The organism is Allobosea sp. 10N428 (assembly GCF_056394545.1).
The window spans coordinates 513,377-529,717 of the sequence record NZ_JBFTIC010000003.1; the positions used below are offsets into that span (position 1 = coordinate 513,377).

Consider the following 16,341-nt stretch of genomic DNA (forward strand, 5'->3'; position numbering starts at 1 on the left):
CGATGCTCAGCGGAAGATGCGCTCGCCTTCCATGTCGACGATCTGCTGGCCCTTCACCAGGGTGAAGTCTGCGGCTTCGGCCTGTCCCGGGAAGCGGTCGGCGCGGATGAAGCGATGGCTCTTCGTCTCGCCGTCGATCACCTTCTCGATGACGCCGCAAAGCTGGTACTGGCCGCCCTCCTGATAGGGCGTCGCATGAATGGTGAAACCGTTGTGCTCGATGCTCTTGACCGGGCCGGCCGGCTTCTCCTCCGCGGGCTTGCGACCGCCGAACAGTGTTTTGAAGAAAGACATGGCACCTCCGGATTGCTTGCCGCTGATATAGGACAGGAGCCGCGCCAAGGGGAGCACTGTTTCGGCATGCCGAAAGCGGCGCGTCTCGCTGCTTCAAGCGCTTGAACGACCGTACGGAACTTCCCACATCCAATCTGTTCTGGGCGGTCGCAAGACTTGCCGTCGTCGTGCCGCCCGGGCGGCCGCTTCCGGACAGGAGGTGGCCATGACGTTGATCAAGGTCCTGATGATCGCTGGATTGGCGGGGGTGGCGTTTTCGCCCAGCGCCCTCGCCCAGAAGGCTGCGCCGCACGAGACGCCCTGTGCCGAACGCGCCCATGTTGCCGAGAAACTCCGCGAGACTTTCGGCGAGCGCATGGTCGGGAGTGGCCTGACCGATAGCGGCGTCCTGTTCGAGCTCTATGTCGGCCCCGCCAGCACCTGGACCTTGCTCGCCACCACGCCCGCCGGCGTCAGCTGCCTCGTCGGCGCCGGCGAAGCCTGGGAGCCCCTGCCCAGCCCAGACATATTCGTGGCGCGGTAGACGGCTTGGCACGATCCCGGCAATCGACTATGGAGCCATCATCGGGCTCCGTTCCCGTTCGTAAGCGTCTCACGTCAGGCAACGCGTCCAGCCGGCCCATGGCCGCATCGGATGCATCCGAACGGCCTGCCACTTGCGAAAGCCTGACCTATGCCTCGCCCTGTCTTCCGCCGCCTGCCCGCCCGCTACGCCGGGGTGGCGATGCCGTTCTTCCTATCCGTGCTGATGACCTTCGTCGTCTCCGGCATCTCGACGCTGAAGGCGCTGGGCCCGACGGCCGAATTCCTGCAGACCTGGCCCGGCTCCTGGGCCCTTTCCTGGATCGTCGCCTTCCCGACCCTGCTGCTGGTGTTGCCTGTGGTCCGGCGCCTCGTCGCGCTGGTCGTCGCCCCGCCGGCTTGAACGCTGCTAGGCGCCGAGGTGCAGCGCGACCTCGCGCCGATGCGGCCTCGCCCGGTGCTCGAAGAGATAGATCCCCTGCCAGGTTCCGAGCGCGAGGCGCCCGCCCATCACCGGAACCGAGAGGGAAACCGGGGTCAGCGCCGCCTTGATATGGGCGGGCATGTCGTCGGGCCCCTCCGCGCGATGGACGAGATAATCCATCGCCGGATCATCCGCGGATGGCACCAGCCGGCGAAAAAACGCGTCGAGATCCCGCTGCACATCGGGATCGGCATTTTCCTGTATCAGCAAGGAGCAAGAGGTATGTCGCACGAACAGCGTCAGCAAGCCGCTCGTCTCCCCGCCCGCACGCACGAAGGCGACGGCGCGGTCGGTGAACTCGTAAAGCCCCGGTCCGCGCGTATCGATCGTCAGGATTGTCTGGCGCGACATCGCCGTTTCATCGCTCGGTGAGAGCAAGCTTGGCGCCGAGCGCGACGAAGGCGGCTGCGAAGCTGCGGCGCAGCCACGCCATCACCGCCGGGCGGCCGATGACCTTGTCGCGCATCGCAGCCGCGAAGAGCCCGTAGAGCGCGAAGACGATGAAGGTCATCGCCATGAACACGGCCGAGAGTTCCAGCATCCGCGCCATCGGACTGGCTTCATCCGCCGCGACGAACTGCGGCAGGAAGGCGACGAAGAAGATCGAGAGCTTGGGGTTGAGCAGGTTGATGGCCAGCCCCCTCCCGCAGCACGAGCCAGGCCGAGCGCGCATCCGCCTTGGTCTCGACCTTGAGCGCCCCATGCTCCCTGAGCGTCTGCCAGGCCATGTAGAGCAGATACGCGACGCCGGCATATTTCACGATTGCGAAGGCGAGCGCGCTGGCATGCAGCAGCGCCGCGATGCCCATCATCGCCGCGATCAGATGCGGCACGATCCCGATCGTGCAAGCGAAGGCGGCGAGCACGCTCGCTTGGCTGCCGCGCGTGAGGCCGGCGGCGATAGTGTAGAGCGCGCCCGTTCCCGGCGAAGCGACGATGATCAGTGAGGTGAGGAGGAATTCTGGGGACATGAGGCGCGCCTCCGAGCCGGTGCACCGATCAATGAGTTCTGCTTGCGTCGAAGCAAAGTGCCGCGCCCTCGGAACCTCGGCCGCAACCTGCTCAGCGGCGGCGCAGCATCACATCGCAATACATCTTCGGGTGCAGCGCAAAGCCTGCGAGACCCCAGCCATGGTCATGGCAGAGCGAATTCACGACGGGCACCGTCCCATAGGGAAAGAGTTCGAGATGCGAGAAGGCGATGTAGTCGTTGAAGATGAGAGCGCCATTCGGCTTGATCTTGCGCAGGGCGACGTCAGCGTCCCGGCAGACGCCGATCAGGGCATGATCTCCGTCGATATAGATGACATCGAAATAAGCGTCCGGAAAACCGGCGAGCATCTCCGCCGAAGCGCCCTTGTGAAAGCGGACGGTATCGCTCTCGCGGATGTATCCCTTCTCGACGGTCCGGGCGAAGTCGAGATCGAAAAGATGCAGTTCGCGCGGTGCGCATGTCGCCAGGATGTCGCGCGCGAAAGTCCCTTCCCAGGTGCCGACCTCCGCCCAGACCAGATCCTTGTCCAGGCTGGCGATCATCGCGTGCCGGTTTGCGAACAGCCGAGATGCGGAAACATGATCGTCCGACAGCGCAGCCGGTACCGCGAAAAGCGGATTGGTCGCGTCGGAGGCGTCGGCCAGTCGCTTCTGGAAGAGGCTGCCCCAGGCGCGCCGTGCCGCATAATAGCCGAAATGACCGACGCCACCGAGGTCGATTCCAAATCTGTTCGTCTTGCCCGGCGCGGAAAAACCTTCGGTCGCCGCCTTGTATCGCTCCAATGAAAACGCCATCGCATGCTCCTGCCCTTACGGCACAAGACCACAGACGGGTGCGCTTGGCGAGCGTAACCTTCGCCTTGCGGAAGCCGGCCGAACGCATTCCCGGCGCAATACCAGCGGCGCCACAGCAGGAACTCGGTCGCATCCCGCCCCGACGTTCAACAAGCCGGGCAGGCTTCGAGGGAAAGAAAAAGGGCGCCACGGCGCCCTTTCGTTTCGCTCAATTGTCCAGGAAGCTCCGGAGCTTCCGGCTCCGGCTCGGATGCTTCAGCTTCCGGAGCGCCTTCGCCTCGATCTGGCGGATGCGCTCGCGGGTGACGCTGAACTGCTGGCCGACCTCTTCGAGGGTGTGGTCGGTGTTCATGCCGATGCCGAAGCGCATGCGCAGCACGCGCTCCTCGCGCGGGGTGAGCGAGGCCAGCACGCGCGTCGTCGTCTCGCGCAGATTGCTCTGGATCGCCGCGTCGATCGGCAGGATCGCGTTCTTGTCCTCGATGAAGTCGCCGAGATGCGAATCCTCCTCGTCGCCGATCGGCGTTTCCAGAGAGATCGGCTCCTTGGCGATCTTCAGGACCTTGCGCACCTTCTCCAGCGGCATGGCCAGCTTCTCGGCCAATTCCTCCGGGGTCGGCTCGCGGCCGATCTCGTGCAGCATCTGGCGCGAGGTCCGCACGATCTTGTTGATCGTCTCGATCATGTGGACGGGGATGCGGATCGTGCGGGCCTGGTCGGCGATCGAGCGGGTGATCGCCTGCCGGATCCACCATGTCGCATAGGTCGAGAACTTGTAGCCCCGGCGGTACTCGAACTTGTCGACCGCCTTCATCAGGCCGATATTGCCTTCCTGGATCAGGTCGAGGAACTGCAGGCCGCGGTTCGTGTACTTCTTGGCGATCGAGATCACGAGACGCAGATTCGCCTCGATCATCTCCTTCTTCGCCTGCCGGGCCTCGCGCTCGCCCTTCTGGACCATCAGCACGATCTTGCGGAATTCCTGGATCTCCAGGCCGGTCTCGGAGGCGAGCGTGTGCACCTCCTCGCGCAGTTGCTTGATCCGCTCCAGCTCCGACCCGACGAATTCCTTCCAGCCGCGCGAGCCCAGCTTGGAAACGCGCAGCACCCATTTCGGGTCGAGCTCGCCGCCGACATGCTGCTTGAGGAAGTCCTCGCGGCCGACGCCATAGCTCTCGGCGAGGCGCAGCAGGCGCGTCTCATGGCCGATCAGGCGCTTGTTGATGTCGTAGAGCTGCTCGACCAGCGCCTCGATGCGGTTGTTGTTGAGCGAGAGCGACTTCACCGCGGTGATGATGTCGTCCTTGAGCTTCTTGTATTTGCGGTCCTGCGACGGCGAGAGCTTGGTGTTCTCCAGCCGGTTGGCGATGTCCTGGTCCTGCAGGCGGCGCAGCTTCTTGTAGTCGTCGGCGATGGCGTTGAACGTCTCGAGCACGCGCGGCTTGATCTCGGCTTCCATGGCCGAAAGCGACACGTTGTTCTCGATGTCGTCGTCGTCCATTTCGGGCGGAGCTTCGCCCTCGGCGGCCTCGGCCTGCTCGCCTTCCTCGCCCTCCTCCTCGCCGGACACGGCCGGGTTCTTGCCGTCCGGGCCGGCATAGGTCGCTTCGAGATCGATGATGTCGCGCAGCAGCACCTTGCCGTCGACGAGTTCGTCGCGCCAGATGATGATGGCCTGGAAGGTCAGCGGGCTCTCGCAGAGCCCGGCGATCATCGCCTCGCGGCCCGCCTCGATGCGCTTGGCGATGGCGATCTCGCCCTCGCGAGAGAGAAGCTCCACCGAGCCCATCTCGCGCAGATACATGCGCACCGGATCGTCGGTGCGCTCGGTCGGCTCGAGATTACGCTTGGTTTCGGCCGGAAGCGCCGGGCGCGAGGCATCGACCAGATCGCCGCCCTCGGCCTCGTCGTCGTCGCTGCCGGCGGCATCCTTGCGGTTGGCACGTTCCTCGCCGGCCGCTTCCGGATCCTCGTTGTCGACGACGTTGATGCCCTGCTCGCTGAGCTGGCCGAGCACGTCCTCGATCTGCTCGGAAGAGAACTCCTCCGAGGGCAGCACTTCGTTCAGTTCGTCATAGGTCACATAGCCGCGCTTCTTCGCGAGCTTGATCATGCGTCTTACGGCCTGATCGGTCAGATCGAGCAACGGGCCGTCGGTAGTCGGGGGGGCGTCGGGCGCGACCTGATCGGTCTTTTCCCGTTCGCTCGCTTTCGTCGCCATCAATCAGCGCTCCGCATTCGCGCGCCGGCGATGACAAGAGCTGTCATGTACCGACGCATAAAAGGGCGGCGCGACCGCAGGCCCGGCGCGCTCACCCACCCAAATCCATTCGCAGATGGCACCAGACGTCGTTGACGAATCGTGAACCACCCCGCAGCCCCGCGCGCATCGAACCTGCGTCCACCATTCGCTGGGCTATCAATCTCCGGACATGGCCTCGGTGCCGTCGATTGTCTCGAGGCGGGCCTTCACGTCCTTGATCCAGGCGAAATTGGCTTCGGTCGCGTCGTCAGCCAATGCGCGCTCGGCTGCTCTCAACTCGCTATTTAGCGTTCGCGCGCGATGATGCAAGACGATGGCCTGATGAATCGAGTCAAAAACCGATTCAGGATCAGCATCTTGTGCCAGTTTGCGCCTCTCTGCGGGGCCGGTGACAGCCATGAGTTGATTGCGGGCCTCCCGCACACGCGGCTGTACCAGCCGATTCGCCAGGATCTCCAGGTCGAGCTTGTCCTCCACCGCATCGAGCAGCGCCTGACGGAAGCGTTCGGCGGCCGGACCGTCGAGCGACAGCTCGGCAATTTCGTCGGCGCAGCGCAGGATGAGATCGGGATGGCTCGCCAGCGCTAGCAGGATGAAGGCCTCGCGCTGATCCTCGCCGCGCAGCTTCGCCATCATCCGCGACTGGGTCACCGCGCTCGAGGCCTTGAGCGGTCCAGCGAGCCAAGGGGGCACCTGCCGGCCGAAGCCGCCGCGCCCTGCGCCCTTACCGCGTTGAAAATTTGCCCCACCGCCGCGTTCCGGCCGGGCCGGGGCGGCGCTGGCGAAGAGCTGCGCCAGCCGCTCATCCATCTCGCGGCGATAGTGCTTGCGCGTGGTCTCGTCGCGGATCTGCCCGAGCGGCTCCTTCAGCCGGCGCTCGAACGCGGCTCGGCGCTCCGGCGTGTCGAGCGGCCCGGCCTCGACCTCGCGTTGCCAGAGCATGTCGACCAGCGGACGCGCCGCCGCAACCACCTCCGCGATCGCCTGCCGCCCGCCCGAGCGGGCGAGATCGTCGGGGTCCTGCCCGTCCGGCAGCAGCGCGAAGGAGAGCGACTTGCCCGGTTCGAGCATAGGCAACGCCAGATCGATGGCGCGGCTCGCCGCCTTGCGCCCGGCCTTGTCACCGTCGAGGCAGATCACCGGCTCGTCGGCCATGCGCCAGAGCAACCCGAGTTGGTCCTCGGTCAGCGCCGTGCCGAGCGGCGCCACCGTCTGCGGGAACCCCGAAAGCGACATGGCGATGACGTCGACATAGCCCTCGACCACGATCACCTGCCCGGTGTCGTGGGCGGCCTTGCGGGCATTGTGGTGGTTGAACAGGAGATGGCCCTTGTGGAAGAGCGGCGTCTCCGGCGAGTTCAGATATTTCGCCGCGACCTCGGCGCTCATCGCCCGCCCGCCAAAGGCGACGACGCGTCCGCGCGAATCGTGGATCGGGAACATCACACGGTCGCGGAAGCGGTCATAAGGCACGGCGATCTCCTCGCCATGCACGAGCAGCCCCGCCTCCATCATCAGCTCGGCTGGCACGCCCTTGCCGGCAAGATGGTCCCGCAGTGCGAAGCGATCCACCGGGCCGTAGCCGAGGCGAAAGCGCGTACGCGCCTCGCCGTCGAGGCCGCGCGTCGCGAGATAGCGCCGAGCCGAGCCGCCGCGATCGCCCATGAGCTCGGCCTCGAAGAACTGCGCCGCGAGCTCCACGACCTCGTGCAGCCCCTTGCGCTTCTCTTCCTGGACCTGCGCCTCGTGCGTGATCTTCGGCAGGATGACGCCGGCTTCCGCGGCGAGCTTCTCGACGGCTTCCGGGAAGGAGAGCCCCTCGGTCTCCATCACGAACTTGAAGATGTCGCCGTTCTTGCCGGAGGAGAAATCGAAGAACGACGCCTTCTGGTCGTTGACGAAGAAGGATGGCGTCTTCTCGGCATTGAAGGGGGAAAGCCCCTTCCATTCGCGTCCGGCCTTCTGGAGGCGCACGCGTTTGCCCACGACCGCCGAAACCGGCAGCCGCGCCTTGATCTCCTCAAGGACGGAGGGCGGGAATTTCATGTTTCCTGATGTGGCCTCTGCGTGGCGGAAAGCCAACCTCGAACATGGCTTCGACCGAGCTTGTCGGGAATATCCACAAGGGGGGGCGTCCAAGCAGGCTCGTCATTCTCGGGCGAAGCACAGCTTCGACCCGAGAATCTCATCACCAGAGGGCGCGAGTTTCCGAGATGCTCGGGTCAAGCCCGAGCATGACGGCCTGAGCTTTTCGGCCGCGCCGGCTCAGCCGCCGAGCGCGGCCTTCACCATCGGGCTGACCTTGCCGAAATCCATCTGGCCGGCATAGGCCGCGCGCAGGGCGGCGATGACCTTGCCCATGTCCTTGACGGCGGTCGCGGCGGTCTCGGCGATGGCCTTGTCGATCGCGGCCTTCACCTCCTCGTCCGACATCTGCTTGGGCAGATAGGAGGAGATCACCGCGACCTCGGCGCGCTCGCCATCGGCGAGCTCGGGGCGGTTGTTGGCGTCATAGATCGCGATCGATTCCTGGCGCTGCTTGATCATCTTCTGGAGGACGCCGAGGATTTCGTCAGCCGTGGCCTCGCCCTTGCCGGCGCCGCGCGCCTCGATGTCCTTTTCCTTCAGCGCCGCCTGGATCAGACGGATCGCGCCGACCCTGCCCTTCTCGCCGGCCTTCATCGCTTCCTTGAGGTCGCCGGTGAAGCGCTCGCGCAAGCTCGTCATCTCGTTGTTCCTTTTTCTCTTGTGCGGCCTGCGCCTGCCTTGATTGACGGGCAGCGCCCGGCTCTTTATGGCTCGCGTTCCAGATCGGCGGAGCGGATTTCTGCAGCCCCGCCTCCGCATTCTGCCGCTGGCGCGGCCTGGACCGAGACATAGACATGACCGCCTCCGAAGGAAACCCCGCCGATAGCGGCTGGATCGAACCGCGCGCGACCGCGCTCCTCGTGCTCGCCGACGGCACGGTGCTGGAAGGCTTCGGCCTCGGCGCCGTGGGCGAGGCGCCGGGCGAGGTCTGCTTCAACACGGCGATGACCGGCTATCAGGAAATCCTGACGGACCCGTCCTATGCCGGACAGATCATCACCTTCACCTTCCCGCATGTCGGCAATGTCGGCGTGAACGAGGAGGATACCGAGACGGTGAACGCCGCCGCCTCTTCCGGCGTGCGCGGCTGCGTGCTGCACGCCGCCATCACCGAACCATCGAGCTGGCGCGCTAACCGCCATTTCGACGCCTGGCTCAAGGCCCGCAACATCGTCGGCATCTGCGGTATCGACACCCGCGCCCTCACCGCGCTGATCCGCGACAACGGCATGCCCAACGCCATCCTCGCCCACAGCCCGGATGGCGTCTTCGACATCGACCGGCTGAAGAAGCAGGCGGCGGAGCTGCCCTCCATGGCCGGCCTCGACCTTGTCCCGCTCGTCACCGCCGCCCAGCGCTACGACTGGGACGAGACGCCCTGGGTCTGGCCCGCCGGCTACGGCAAGCGCGAAACCAGCGACTTCAAGGTCGTCGCCATCGACTACGGCGTGAAGCGCAACATCCTGCGCCTGCTCGCGAAGGCCGGCTGCGACGTCACCGTGGTGCCCTCGACCGCGACGGCCGAGGACATCCTGGCGCTGAATCCCGATGGCATCTTCCTCTCGAACGGCCCTGGCGACCCGGCTGCGACCGGCGAATACGCCGTGCCGGTGATCAGGCAGCTGCTCGACCGGAAGATCCCGACTTTCGGCATCTGCCTCGGCCACCAGATGATGGCGCTCGCCATCGGCGGCCAGACGATGAAGATGAAGCAGGGCCATCACGGCGCCAACCACCCGGTGCAGGACAAGACCACCGGCAAGGTCGAGATCGTCTCGATGAACCACGGCTTCGCCGTCGATCCAGCGAGCCTGCCGGCCAATGCGGTCGAGACCCATGTGTCGCTCTTCGACGGCTCGAACAGCGGCATCGCGCTCACCGACCGCCCGGCCTTCAGCGTCCAGCACCACCCGGAGGCCTCGCCCGGCCCGCAGGACAGCCACTATCTCTTCAACCGCTTCGTGGAATTGATGGTGGCGGAAAAGGGCAAGAAGGCCGCCTGACGGCCGCCGCGACGAGAGGAGGCAGGCATGATCCACCAGTTGCGCATCTACGAGATCTTCGAGCGCAACAAGGCGGCCTTCCATGCCCGCTTCCGTGACCATGCCGCCCGCATCATGGCGCGCCACGGCTTCAGGATCGTGGCGATGTGGGAGACGGCCAGCGCCGGGCGCACCGAGTTCGCTTACATCCTCGCCTGGCCGGACATCGAGACGAAGGCCAAGGCCTGGGCGAGCTTCATGGCCGATCCGGAATGGAGCGAGATCAAGCGCACCACCAAGATCGAGCATGGCGACATGGTCGGCGCGATCGAGGACCGCACGCTGACGCCGACCGCCTATTCGCCGAAGCTCGATTGACAGCGCCGCACCCGCACGCTTTAAGCGCGTCATGATCAGCCTGCTGACCTTTCTTCACGGCTATTACGCCCCGTCCTCATAGAGGCGGTGGCATTCCCATGTTCAACCGCCGCGCTGGCGGTTGAATTCAGGCAGATCACCCGGCATCGCGGCCCACCACCGGACCAGAGCGATGTCTTCCAAAATCAGCACCATCTCCACCATCGGCATCATGGGCTTCGGCGCCTTCGGCCGCCTGATGGCCCGTCATCTCCAGCCGCATTTCGCCTTGCGCGTCTGCGACCCCGCGCAACCGCCCGAACCGGACCTATCAGGCAAGGGGCTCCTGCCGGTCAGCCCCGCTGAGGCGGCCGCTTGCGACCTCGTGATCCTGGCCGTGCCAGTCCCGGCGATCCCAGAAGCGCTCTCGGTGCTGCGCCCCCATCTCAAGGCCGGCGCCGTCGTGCTCGATGTCGGCTCGGTCAAGATCGGCCCGGCCAGCGCCATGCAGGCGGCGCTGCCCGATGATGTCGAGATCATCGGGACGCATCCGCTTTTCGGCCCGCAGAGCGCCCGCAATGGGCTCGCCGGGCTCAGGATCGCGCTCTGTCCTATCAGGGGCGGCAGCGCGCCGCGCATCGCCGCCTTCCTGCGCCGCGTCCTCAAGCTCAAAGTCATCATGACGACCGCCGATGCCCATGATCGCGAGGTTGCGATGGTGCAGGGCCTGACCCACCTCATCGCCAAGATCCTGGTCCGCATGGAACCGCTGCCCCGGACGATGACGACGGCGAGCTTCGACCTCCTGATGCAGGCGACAGAGATGGTCCGCTACGACGCACCCAACGTCTTCATGGCGATCGAGCGCGCAAACCCACATGCCAAGGCGGTGCGGGACCGCTTCTTCGCGCTCGCCGAGGAGATGCGGCTGTTCCTGGAGGATGGCCATGCCGAAGCAGCACAGCCGGCCGCCGACCTGCCTCACAAGGTCGCAGAGGTCGCGCAGGCCTAGCCTTTGCGATCCTCCCCTACGAGAATACCGGAAACACGAACGTCTCTGCGATGACCGACAATCCCCTGACCCACCCGGGCGCTGCCCATCCCGACCTGCGCGAGCCGATGATCGCGGAGCTCGTCCGCACCTTCTATGCGAGGGCGCGACAGGACAAGCTGATCGGCCCCGTCTTCGCAGCGGCCGTCGAGGACTGGGACGAGCATATCGCCAAGATCACCGATTTCTGGAGCGGCGTGATGCTGCGCAGCGGCCGCTACAACGGCCGCCCGATGCGCCCGCACCTGATCCTGCCGCTGAAAGGCGAGCATTTCGACCGCTGGCTCGACCTGTTCGAGATCACCGCGCACGAGGTCTGTCCGCCCGAGATCGCGCAGGCCTTCATCGTCCGGGCGCGGCGCATCGCCGACAGCTTCGAGATGGCGCGCGCCAGCCAGCGGGGCGAATTCGCGGCTCCGCGTCATAGCTTGCGCTGAATGCAGTCCGTCATTCTCGGGCTTGTCCCGAGAATCTCAGGCCGAAAGGGATTTCGGCACCTGCTAGTCACGAGATGTTCGGGTCGAGCATGACGCAGATACGGCTCAGGCCGCCCGCGCCTCGCGATTCAGGAACGCCTCGCTCTCGGCTGGCGCGGCACCTGCCTCGCGCGCGATCCGCTCAGCCAGCGCCGCAGCCGATGGGCGAAGCGCTCCCAGCGGCCGGTCGAGCCAATAGGAAACCGGGTTCAGTGCCTCGCGCGCATCGACCCTGACGATCCGTCCCACCGCCAGTTGCTCGCGCGCCAAAGGCGGCCGCGCCAGCGCGATGCCGAGGCCATGCGCGGCGGCATCGAGGACCAGATTGTAGTCCTCGAAGCGCCGATCCTGCGGGCGCGGACGGTAGTCCAGCCCCTGCGCCGCGAACCAGGCCTTCCAGCCGGCGGCGTCGGAATCATGGATCAGCGGCTGCGCCAGCAGACGCTCCGGAGCCCCCTCCCCGATTGCGGCGGCGATCTTCGGCGAGGCGATCGGGAAGCACCATTCCTCGAACAGCTTCAGTGAGAGCCGGTCCGGCGCGCCACCGCGCCCGCAGCGAATGCCGAGATCGACGCCCTCCTCCTCGAAATCCACCTTGCGATGCTCGACCTGCAGCACGATCCGCAATGAGGGCGTCCCCGCCTCCAGCACAGCCAGCCTCGGCATCAGCCAGAGTGCACAGACCGAGGGCGGCGCGCTGACCCGCACCACCGAAGCACCTCGCGCCTCGCGCCAGCGTTCCGACGTATCGGCAATCAACGCGAAGGCCTCCTGCGTCCGCTGGAGCAGACGCTGGCCCTCCGGCGTCAGCGAAACCCCGCGCGCCTGCCGCAGGAAGACGCGCAGGCCCAGCCAATGCTCGAGCTTCGCGATCTGCCGGCTGACAGCGCCATGCGTCAGGTTCAGGGCCTCGGCGGCGGCCGAGAAGCTGCCGGTGCGCGCCGCGGCCTCGAAGGCACGGAGGGTATCGAGCGGCGGCAGGTTTGAGCTGTGATCCATCCTCACAGCTCATGCGCGAATTGATCGTTTGTCAATCAGCTCGCCGAGGCGTCTATCGGGAACAACCTTTCGTCACCGATGGATTGACGCCATGTCCTCCTCAAGCTGCGCCACTCCCGCGCTGACCTCTTCGGGTTCCCAGCGCCTCGACCCCACGCTGCTCTTCACCGTCACCTTCACGGTGATGGCCTGGGCCTCCTCCTTCCCGGCGATCCGCGCCGCGCTCGCCGGCTTCGGCCCTGCAGAGATGGCAGCGCTACGCTTCGCGCTTGCCGGCGTCCCCGCCGCGCTTTTCCTCGTCGCGACCCGGGCGAAGCTGCCTGAACGCGCCGACATCTGGCGCTTCCTCGTCGGCGGCGTGATCTTCATCGCGGGCTATGCCCTGCTGCTCAATTTCGGCCAGCGCGTCGTGCCGGCAGGTCCCGCCGCCTTCATCATCAACACCAACCCCATCATGACGGCCGTGCTCGCCATGATGATCCTCAGCGAGCGCTTCAGCCTGACCGCCTGGCTCGGCACGGCACTCTCCTTCGCCGGCATAGGCGTCATCGCGCTCGGCAAGGGGCTCGATGTCGAGATCGGCATGAGCGTGCTCTTGATCCTCGGCGCCGCCTTCTGCAACGCCATCACCACGGTCGTGCAGAAACCGCTCTTCGCCCGCTACAAGCCGCTCCATGTCGCGGCCTGGAACATGGCGATCGGCGGCTTCGTGCTGCTGCCCTTCCTGCCTTCCGCAATCGCACAGGCGCAGGTCGCCCCGGCCGTCTCCTTTTGGTCGGTGGTCTATCTCGCCGCCGTGCCGAGCCTGATCGCCTACGGCACCTGGGCGATCACGCTCTCGCGCCTGCCGGCCGCTCGCGCCGCGAACTTCCAATACGCAGTCCCGCCGGTGGCGATGCTGATCGGCTTCCTCTGGCTCGGCGAGGTGCCGACGCTCTTCGGCCTGATCGGCGGCGCCATGGCGCTGGCCGGCGTGGTGGTGGTCAACCTGAAGCGCTGACCTAGAAGCCTTTCGCCGCGAGCGCCTTCTCGTCATCCGCAATGTAGTCGCGGATGATCGGGACGGCGCTCTTGTGCGGTCCGAGCAGCAGCTGGAACACCATGTCGCCGCCGATGTCGAAGGAGATCGAGCAGGCGCAGAGATAGAACTCCCACATCCGGGCGAAGCGCTCGCCCATCATGCCGACCACCTCCTCGCGCCTGGCCATGAAGCGCTCGCGCCAGGCTTCGAGCGTCCAGTGATAGTGGCGGCGCCAGAACTCGCAATCGGAGGACCAGAGCCCCGTCTGCTCGACGGCGGCGAACACCTCCGACAGTGCCGGCGCATAGCCACCGGGGAAGATGTATTTCTCGAAGAACGGCCCGGTGAAGCCGGGCGGCCCGGCGCGGCCTATGCAGTGGACGAGAGCGATCCCGTCCGGCGTCAGCAAATCCCGGATGCGCTCGAAATACTCGCCGTAATGCGCGACGCCGACATGCTCCATCATGCCGACCGAGACGATGCGGTCGAACGTTCCGGTGAGCTCGCGATAATCCTTGTTGATGAAGGTCACGGCATCGCCGACGCCGGCGGCGTCGGCGCGTTGCTGCGCCGCCGCCATCTGGTCGGGCGAGACGTTGAGGCCAGTCACCTTGGCGCCGCAGGCCTTGGCCAGATAGATCGCCAGTTCGCCCCAACCCGAGCCGATATCGAGCACGCGCATGCCCGGCTCGATCTTGAGCTTGGCGGCGATGTGCCGGAGCTTGGCCTTCTGCGCGTTCTCCAGCCCCACCTCGGGGCTGTGCCAATACGCGCAGGAATAGGTCATCGTGTCGTCGAGCCAGAGCCGGTAGAAATCGGTCGGGATGTCGTAGTGATGCTTGACCTTCTTGCCGGCGAGGCCGAGCGGGTTGTGCATGCGCCAGCGCCGGATGCGGAAGCGCACCTGCCGGATCGCCTTCTGCAGCGGATGCTTGCGCAGCTCCTTGCGCTGCAGCCAGAACAGCGTCAGCAGATCGTGGATCGTGCCTTCCTCGAAGTCGATCCGGCCATCCATGTAGCCTTCGGCCAGGGCGAGCTCGGGATTGAGGAAGAGTTCCCGCTCGATGCGGTCGTCATGGAAGCGAACCGTGACGGACGGCGCCATCTTGCGCACGCCGGCGAACAACATCTCGGCCGGACCGGGCCCGAAGGCATGGCGCTTCCCGTCCGGAGTGATGACAGTCAGGCGTCCCTGCCGGACGAACCCCTTGAGCAATCGCGGCAGCAGCAGCATCGGCATCCCCCTCCCGCGCGTCCCCGACTCGCGGACGCATTCACGACTTAAGCGGAAACGGACGCGTCCCGGAACCCCGGCTGTTGCGGAGCCACGCCGCTTGCGTCTAGTCATCGGATGACGGCCGCGAGCGGCCACCGAGGATCGACACTGCCCATGTCCTGGCGCGATTTCTGGAACGGCGAACATTCCATCTACGTCTCGCCGCGCCACAAGGCGCTGCATTACCGCGCCATCGCGAGCGACTTGATCGCGCATGTTCCCGCGCGTGACGCCGTCGTGCTCGACCATGGCTGCGGCGAGGCGCTCGACGCCGCGCGCGTCGCCTCCGCTTGCGGCCGACTCTACCTCTGCGAAGCTGCGTCCAGTGTGCGCGACAAACTGCGCGCCAAGTTCGGCCGCAAGGACAACATCGCGGTCGTCTCGCCCGAGGAGGTCGAGGCCCTGCCGGAGGCATCGCTCGACCTCGTCGTCGCGAATTCGCTGGTCCAGTATCTCTCCCGCGACGAGCTGAAGGCACTGCTCGAAACCTGGCGCGGCAAGCTCAAGCCCGGCGGAAAGCTGGTGATCGCCGACGTGATCCCGCCGAACGTCAGCCCGCTCACCGACGCATCGCAGCTCCTCGCCTTCGCCTGGCGCGGCGGCTTCCTGACGGCGGCGCTCGGTGGCCTCATCCGCACCGCCTTTTCCGACTACCGCAAGTTGCGCGCCCAATACGGGCTGACGACCTATACGCCCGAGGCCATCTCGGCACTGATCGGCGAGGCCGGCTTCGTCGACCTGCAGCGGCCCGCGAATTTCGGCCACAATCCGCACCGGATGACGTTCAAGGCGATGAAGCCGGCCTGATCCGCAACACGGCGCATCCAACGGCTCGCCATGGCGACTAATACTAAAGTTCCGTAACTGTAATGCATCAGGCATCTTGATTTAGCGACGCAAACATGGCTCTGAGCGCGGCTTGCCCCAAAGGCGTGAGAGCTCCGTGCAGGACCAGTTCAACTGTCCCTATTGCGATGCCACGCTAAATGCGGGGGTGCTGTCCTGCCGTTGCTGCGGACGTGACCTGACGCCCGTGCTTCCCTTGCTGCGCCGTCTCGGTGCGCTCGAAGAGCGGCTCGCCGCCTTCGAGAAACGCGCAGAGGAGGACCGCGCCGCGCTGGCTGCAAGACCCGTTGCAGCCCTCGACCCCGCAGCATCGGAGCCGGCAGACGCGCCAGGGCCTGCAGCGCCGGTCGCCCACCCCGCCGCACGCCGCCGCTACTGGGTGCTGCCCTTCGGCCTGACTTTGCTGCTGCTGGCCTATTGCGCCGTCGTCCTTTGGCTCGACCTGCCGCTCTGGGCGCTGCGCCTCGCCTCGATCGGGATCCCCTTCTTGACCGGCATGCTCTATTTCGGGCTTCGCCCGCGGCTGCTCGCTTTCGATATCGGCATCGCCATAGGTTTCGCGATTTTTTCCGTCGCGACCATGAACGCGTTGCTGGGTTGGCACGACAATATACCGCTCCTTCCGCAAGGGCTGGCAGCCTGGCGCGAGACTTCGTTCTACGCGCTGAGCATCGGCGCCTCGATGTTCTCGGGGATGTTGATGCGCGTGACGCAGGCTGCGCTTGCCGCGCGGGGTCTCGTCTCGTTGCCGGAACTGCGAAAGGGGCTGCTGGCCGTGCATGGCAAGGTGCCGATGGAAACGCTGAAGACCATCGAAACCACCATCCTGATGGCCGGTACCATCATTTCTGCCATCGCCGGCCTCATCGCCGGAATTCTGGGAGTGAAATAGGA

At 65.9% G+C, this 16,341-nt stretch carries 17 protein-coding genes and 1 pseudogene; 9 read left to right on the forward strand and 9 right to left on the reverse strand.

Annotated features, from left to right (window positions below; translation table 11 throughout):
• Positions 1-6: 6 nt before the first annotated feature.
• Positions 7-294, reverse strand: a complete 288-nt coding sequence (locus AC1DDA_RS12705) for an HlyU family transcriptional regulator (RefSeq protein ID WP_441512132.1) — start codon at positions 292-294, stop codon at positions 7-9.
• A gap of 205 nt (positions 295-499) precedes the next feature.
• Here AC1DDA_RS12705 and AC1DDA_RS12710 point away from each other — a divergent pair, with 205 nt between their 5' ends.
• Positions 500-817: a hypothetical protein gene (locus AC1DDA_RS12710; RefSeq protein ID WP_441512131.1), complete on the forward strand. Its 318-nt coding sequence runs from the start codon at positions 500-502 to the stop codon at positions 815-817.
• A 150-nt stretch (positions 818-967) separates the two neighbouring features.
• Positions 968-1,219: a DUF2798 domain-containing protein gene (locus tag AC1DDA_RS12715; RefSeq protein ID WP_441512130.1), complete on the forward strand. Its 252-nt coding sequence runs from the start codon at positions 968-970 to the stop codon at positions 1,217-1,219.
• Positions 1,220-1,225: 6 nt separating this feature from the next.
• Here AC1DDA_RS12715 and AC1DDA_RS12720 read toward each other — a convergent pair whose 3' ends face one another.
• The 6 genes and pseudogenes from AC1DDA_RS12720 to AC1DDA_RS12745 all read right to left on the reverse strand — a co-directional run bounded on the left by AC1DDA_RS12720 (position 1,226) and on the right by AC1DDA_RS12745 (position 8,078).
• On the reverse strand, positions 1,226-1,651 hold the full coding sequence (locus tag AC1DDA_RS12720) for a secondary thiamine-phosphate synthase enzyme YjbQ (protein WP_476796007.1): 426 nt from the start codon (positions 1,649-1,651) through the stop codon (positions 1,226-1,228).
• A gap of 7 nt (positions 1,652-1,658) precedes the next feature.
• Positions 1,659-2,271: pseudogene (locus AC1DDA_RS12725) on the reverse strand (LysE family translocator).
• A 91-nt stretch (positions 2,272-2,362) separates the two neighbouring features.
• Positions 2,363-3,088 carry a class I SAM-dependent methyltransferase gene (locus tag AC1DDA_RS12730; protein ID WP_476796008.1) on the reverse strand — a complete coding sequence of 242 codons (726 nt, stop codon included), beginning with the start codon at positions 3,086-3,088 and terminating at the stop codon, positions 2,363-2,365.
• Positions 3,089-3,296: 208 nt separating this feature from the next.
• A complete protein-coding gene (gene rpoD / locus AC1DDA_RS12735; protein WP_441512126.1) occupies positions 3,297-5,309 on the reverse strand; it encodes an RNA polymerase sigma factor RpoD in 2,013 nt (670 codons plus the stop codon).
• A gap of 198 nt (positions 5,310-5,507) precedes the next feature.
• Positions 5,508-7,397: a DNA primase gene (dnaG, locus tag AC1DDA_RS12740; RefSeq protein WP_441512125.1), complete on the reverse strand. Its 1,890-nt coding sequence runs from the start codon at positions 7,395-7,397 to the stop codon at positions 5,508-5,510.
• 219 nt (positions 7,398-7,616) lie between these two features.
• Positions 7,617-8,078 (reverse strand): GatB/YqeY domain-containing protein, encoded by a 462-nt coding sequence (locus tag AC1DDA_RS12745; RefSeq protein ID WP_441512124.1) that lies wholly within the window; start codon positions 8,076-8,078, stop codon positions 7,617-7,619.
• A gap of 155 nt (positions 8,079-8,233) precedes the next feature.
• Between AC1DDA_RS12745 and carA the strand changes: the two genes are divergently transcribed.
• The 4 genes from carA to AC1DDA_RS12765 all read left to right on the forward strand — a co-directional run bounded on the left by carA (position 8,234) and on the right by AC1DDA_RS12765 (position 11,266).
• Complete coding sequence (carA, locus tag AC1DDA_RS12750) at positions 8,234-9,442, forward strand: glutamine-hydrolyzing carbamoyl-phosphate synthase small subunit (RefSeq protein WP_476796009.1); 1,209 nt, start codon at positions 8,234-8,236, stop codon at positions 9,440-9,442.
• 27 nt (positions 9,443-9,469) lie between these two features.
• A complete protein-coding gene (locus tag AC1DDA_RS12755; RefSeq protein WP_441512122.1) occupies positions 9,470-9,799 on the forward strand; it encodes an NIPSNAP family protein in 330 nt (109 codons plus the stop codon).
• Positions 9,800-9,971: 172 nt separating this feature from the next.
• Positions 9,972-10,790, forward strand: a complete 819-nt coding sequence (locus tag AC1DDA_RS12760) for a prephenate dehydrogenase/arogenate dehydrogenase family protein (protein ID WP_476796010.1) — start codon at positions 9,972-9,974, stop codon at positions 10,788-10,790.
• Between the two features lie 50 nt (positions 10,791-10,840).
• Positions 10,841-11,266 carry a group III truncated hemoglobin gene (locus AC1DDA_RS12765; RefSeq protein WP_476778965.1) on the forward strand — a complete coding sequence of 142 codons (426 nt, stop codon included), beginning with the start codon at positions 10,841-10,843 and terminating at the stop codon, positions 11,264-11,266.
• A gap of 105 nt (positions 11,267-11,371) precedes the next feature.
• On the opposite strand, the gene AC1DDA_RS12770 is transcribed toward AC1DDA_RS12765, so the two are convergent.
• Positions 11,372-12,304, reverse strand: a complete 933-nt coding sequence (locus AC1DDA_RS12770) for a LysR family transcriptional regulator (protein ID WP_441512119.1) — start codon at positions 12,302-12,304, stop codon at positions 11,372-11,374.
• 91 nt (positions 12,305-12,395) lie between these two features.
• Here AC1DDA_RS12770 and AC1DDA_RS12775 point away from each other — a divergent pair, with 91 nt between their 5' ends.
• Positions 12,396-13,304, forward strand: coding sequence for a DMT family transporter (locus AC1DDA_RS12775; protein WP_476796011.1), 909 nt, complete (start codon positions 12,396-12,398; stop codon positions 13,302-13,304).
• Position 13,305: 1 nt separating this feature from the next.
• Here the strand turns inward: AC1DDA_RS12775 and AC1DDA_RS12780 are convergent, their stop codons facing one another.
• Positions 13,306-14,565, reverse strand: a complete 1,260-nt coding sequence (locus AC1DDA_RS12780) for a class I SAM-dependent methyltransferase (RefSeq protein ID WP_476796012.1) — start codon at positions 14,563-14,565, stop codon at positions 13,306-13,308.
• A gap of 150 nt (positions 14,566-14,715) precedes the next feature.
• Between AC1DDA_RS12780 and AC1DDA_RS12785 the strand changes: the two genes are divergently transcribed.
• Positions 14,716-15,408, forward strand: coding sequence for a class I SAM-dependent methyltransferase (locus AC1DDA_RS12785; RefSeq protein ID WP_476796013.1), 693 nt, complete (start codon positions 14,716-14,718; stop codon positions 15,406-15,408).
• A 136-nt stretch (positions 15,409-15,544) separates the two neighbouring features.
• Entirely contained in the window at positions 15,545-16,339 is a 795-nt protein-coding gene (locus AC1DDA_RS12790; RefSeq protein ID WP_476796014.1) for a hypothetical protein, read from the forward strand.
• Positions 16,340-16,341: the final 2 nt, after the last annotated feature.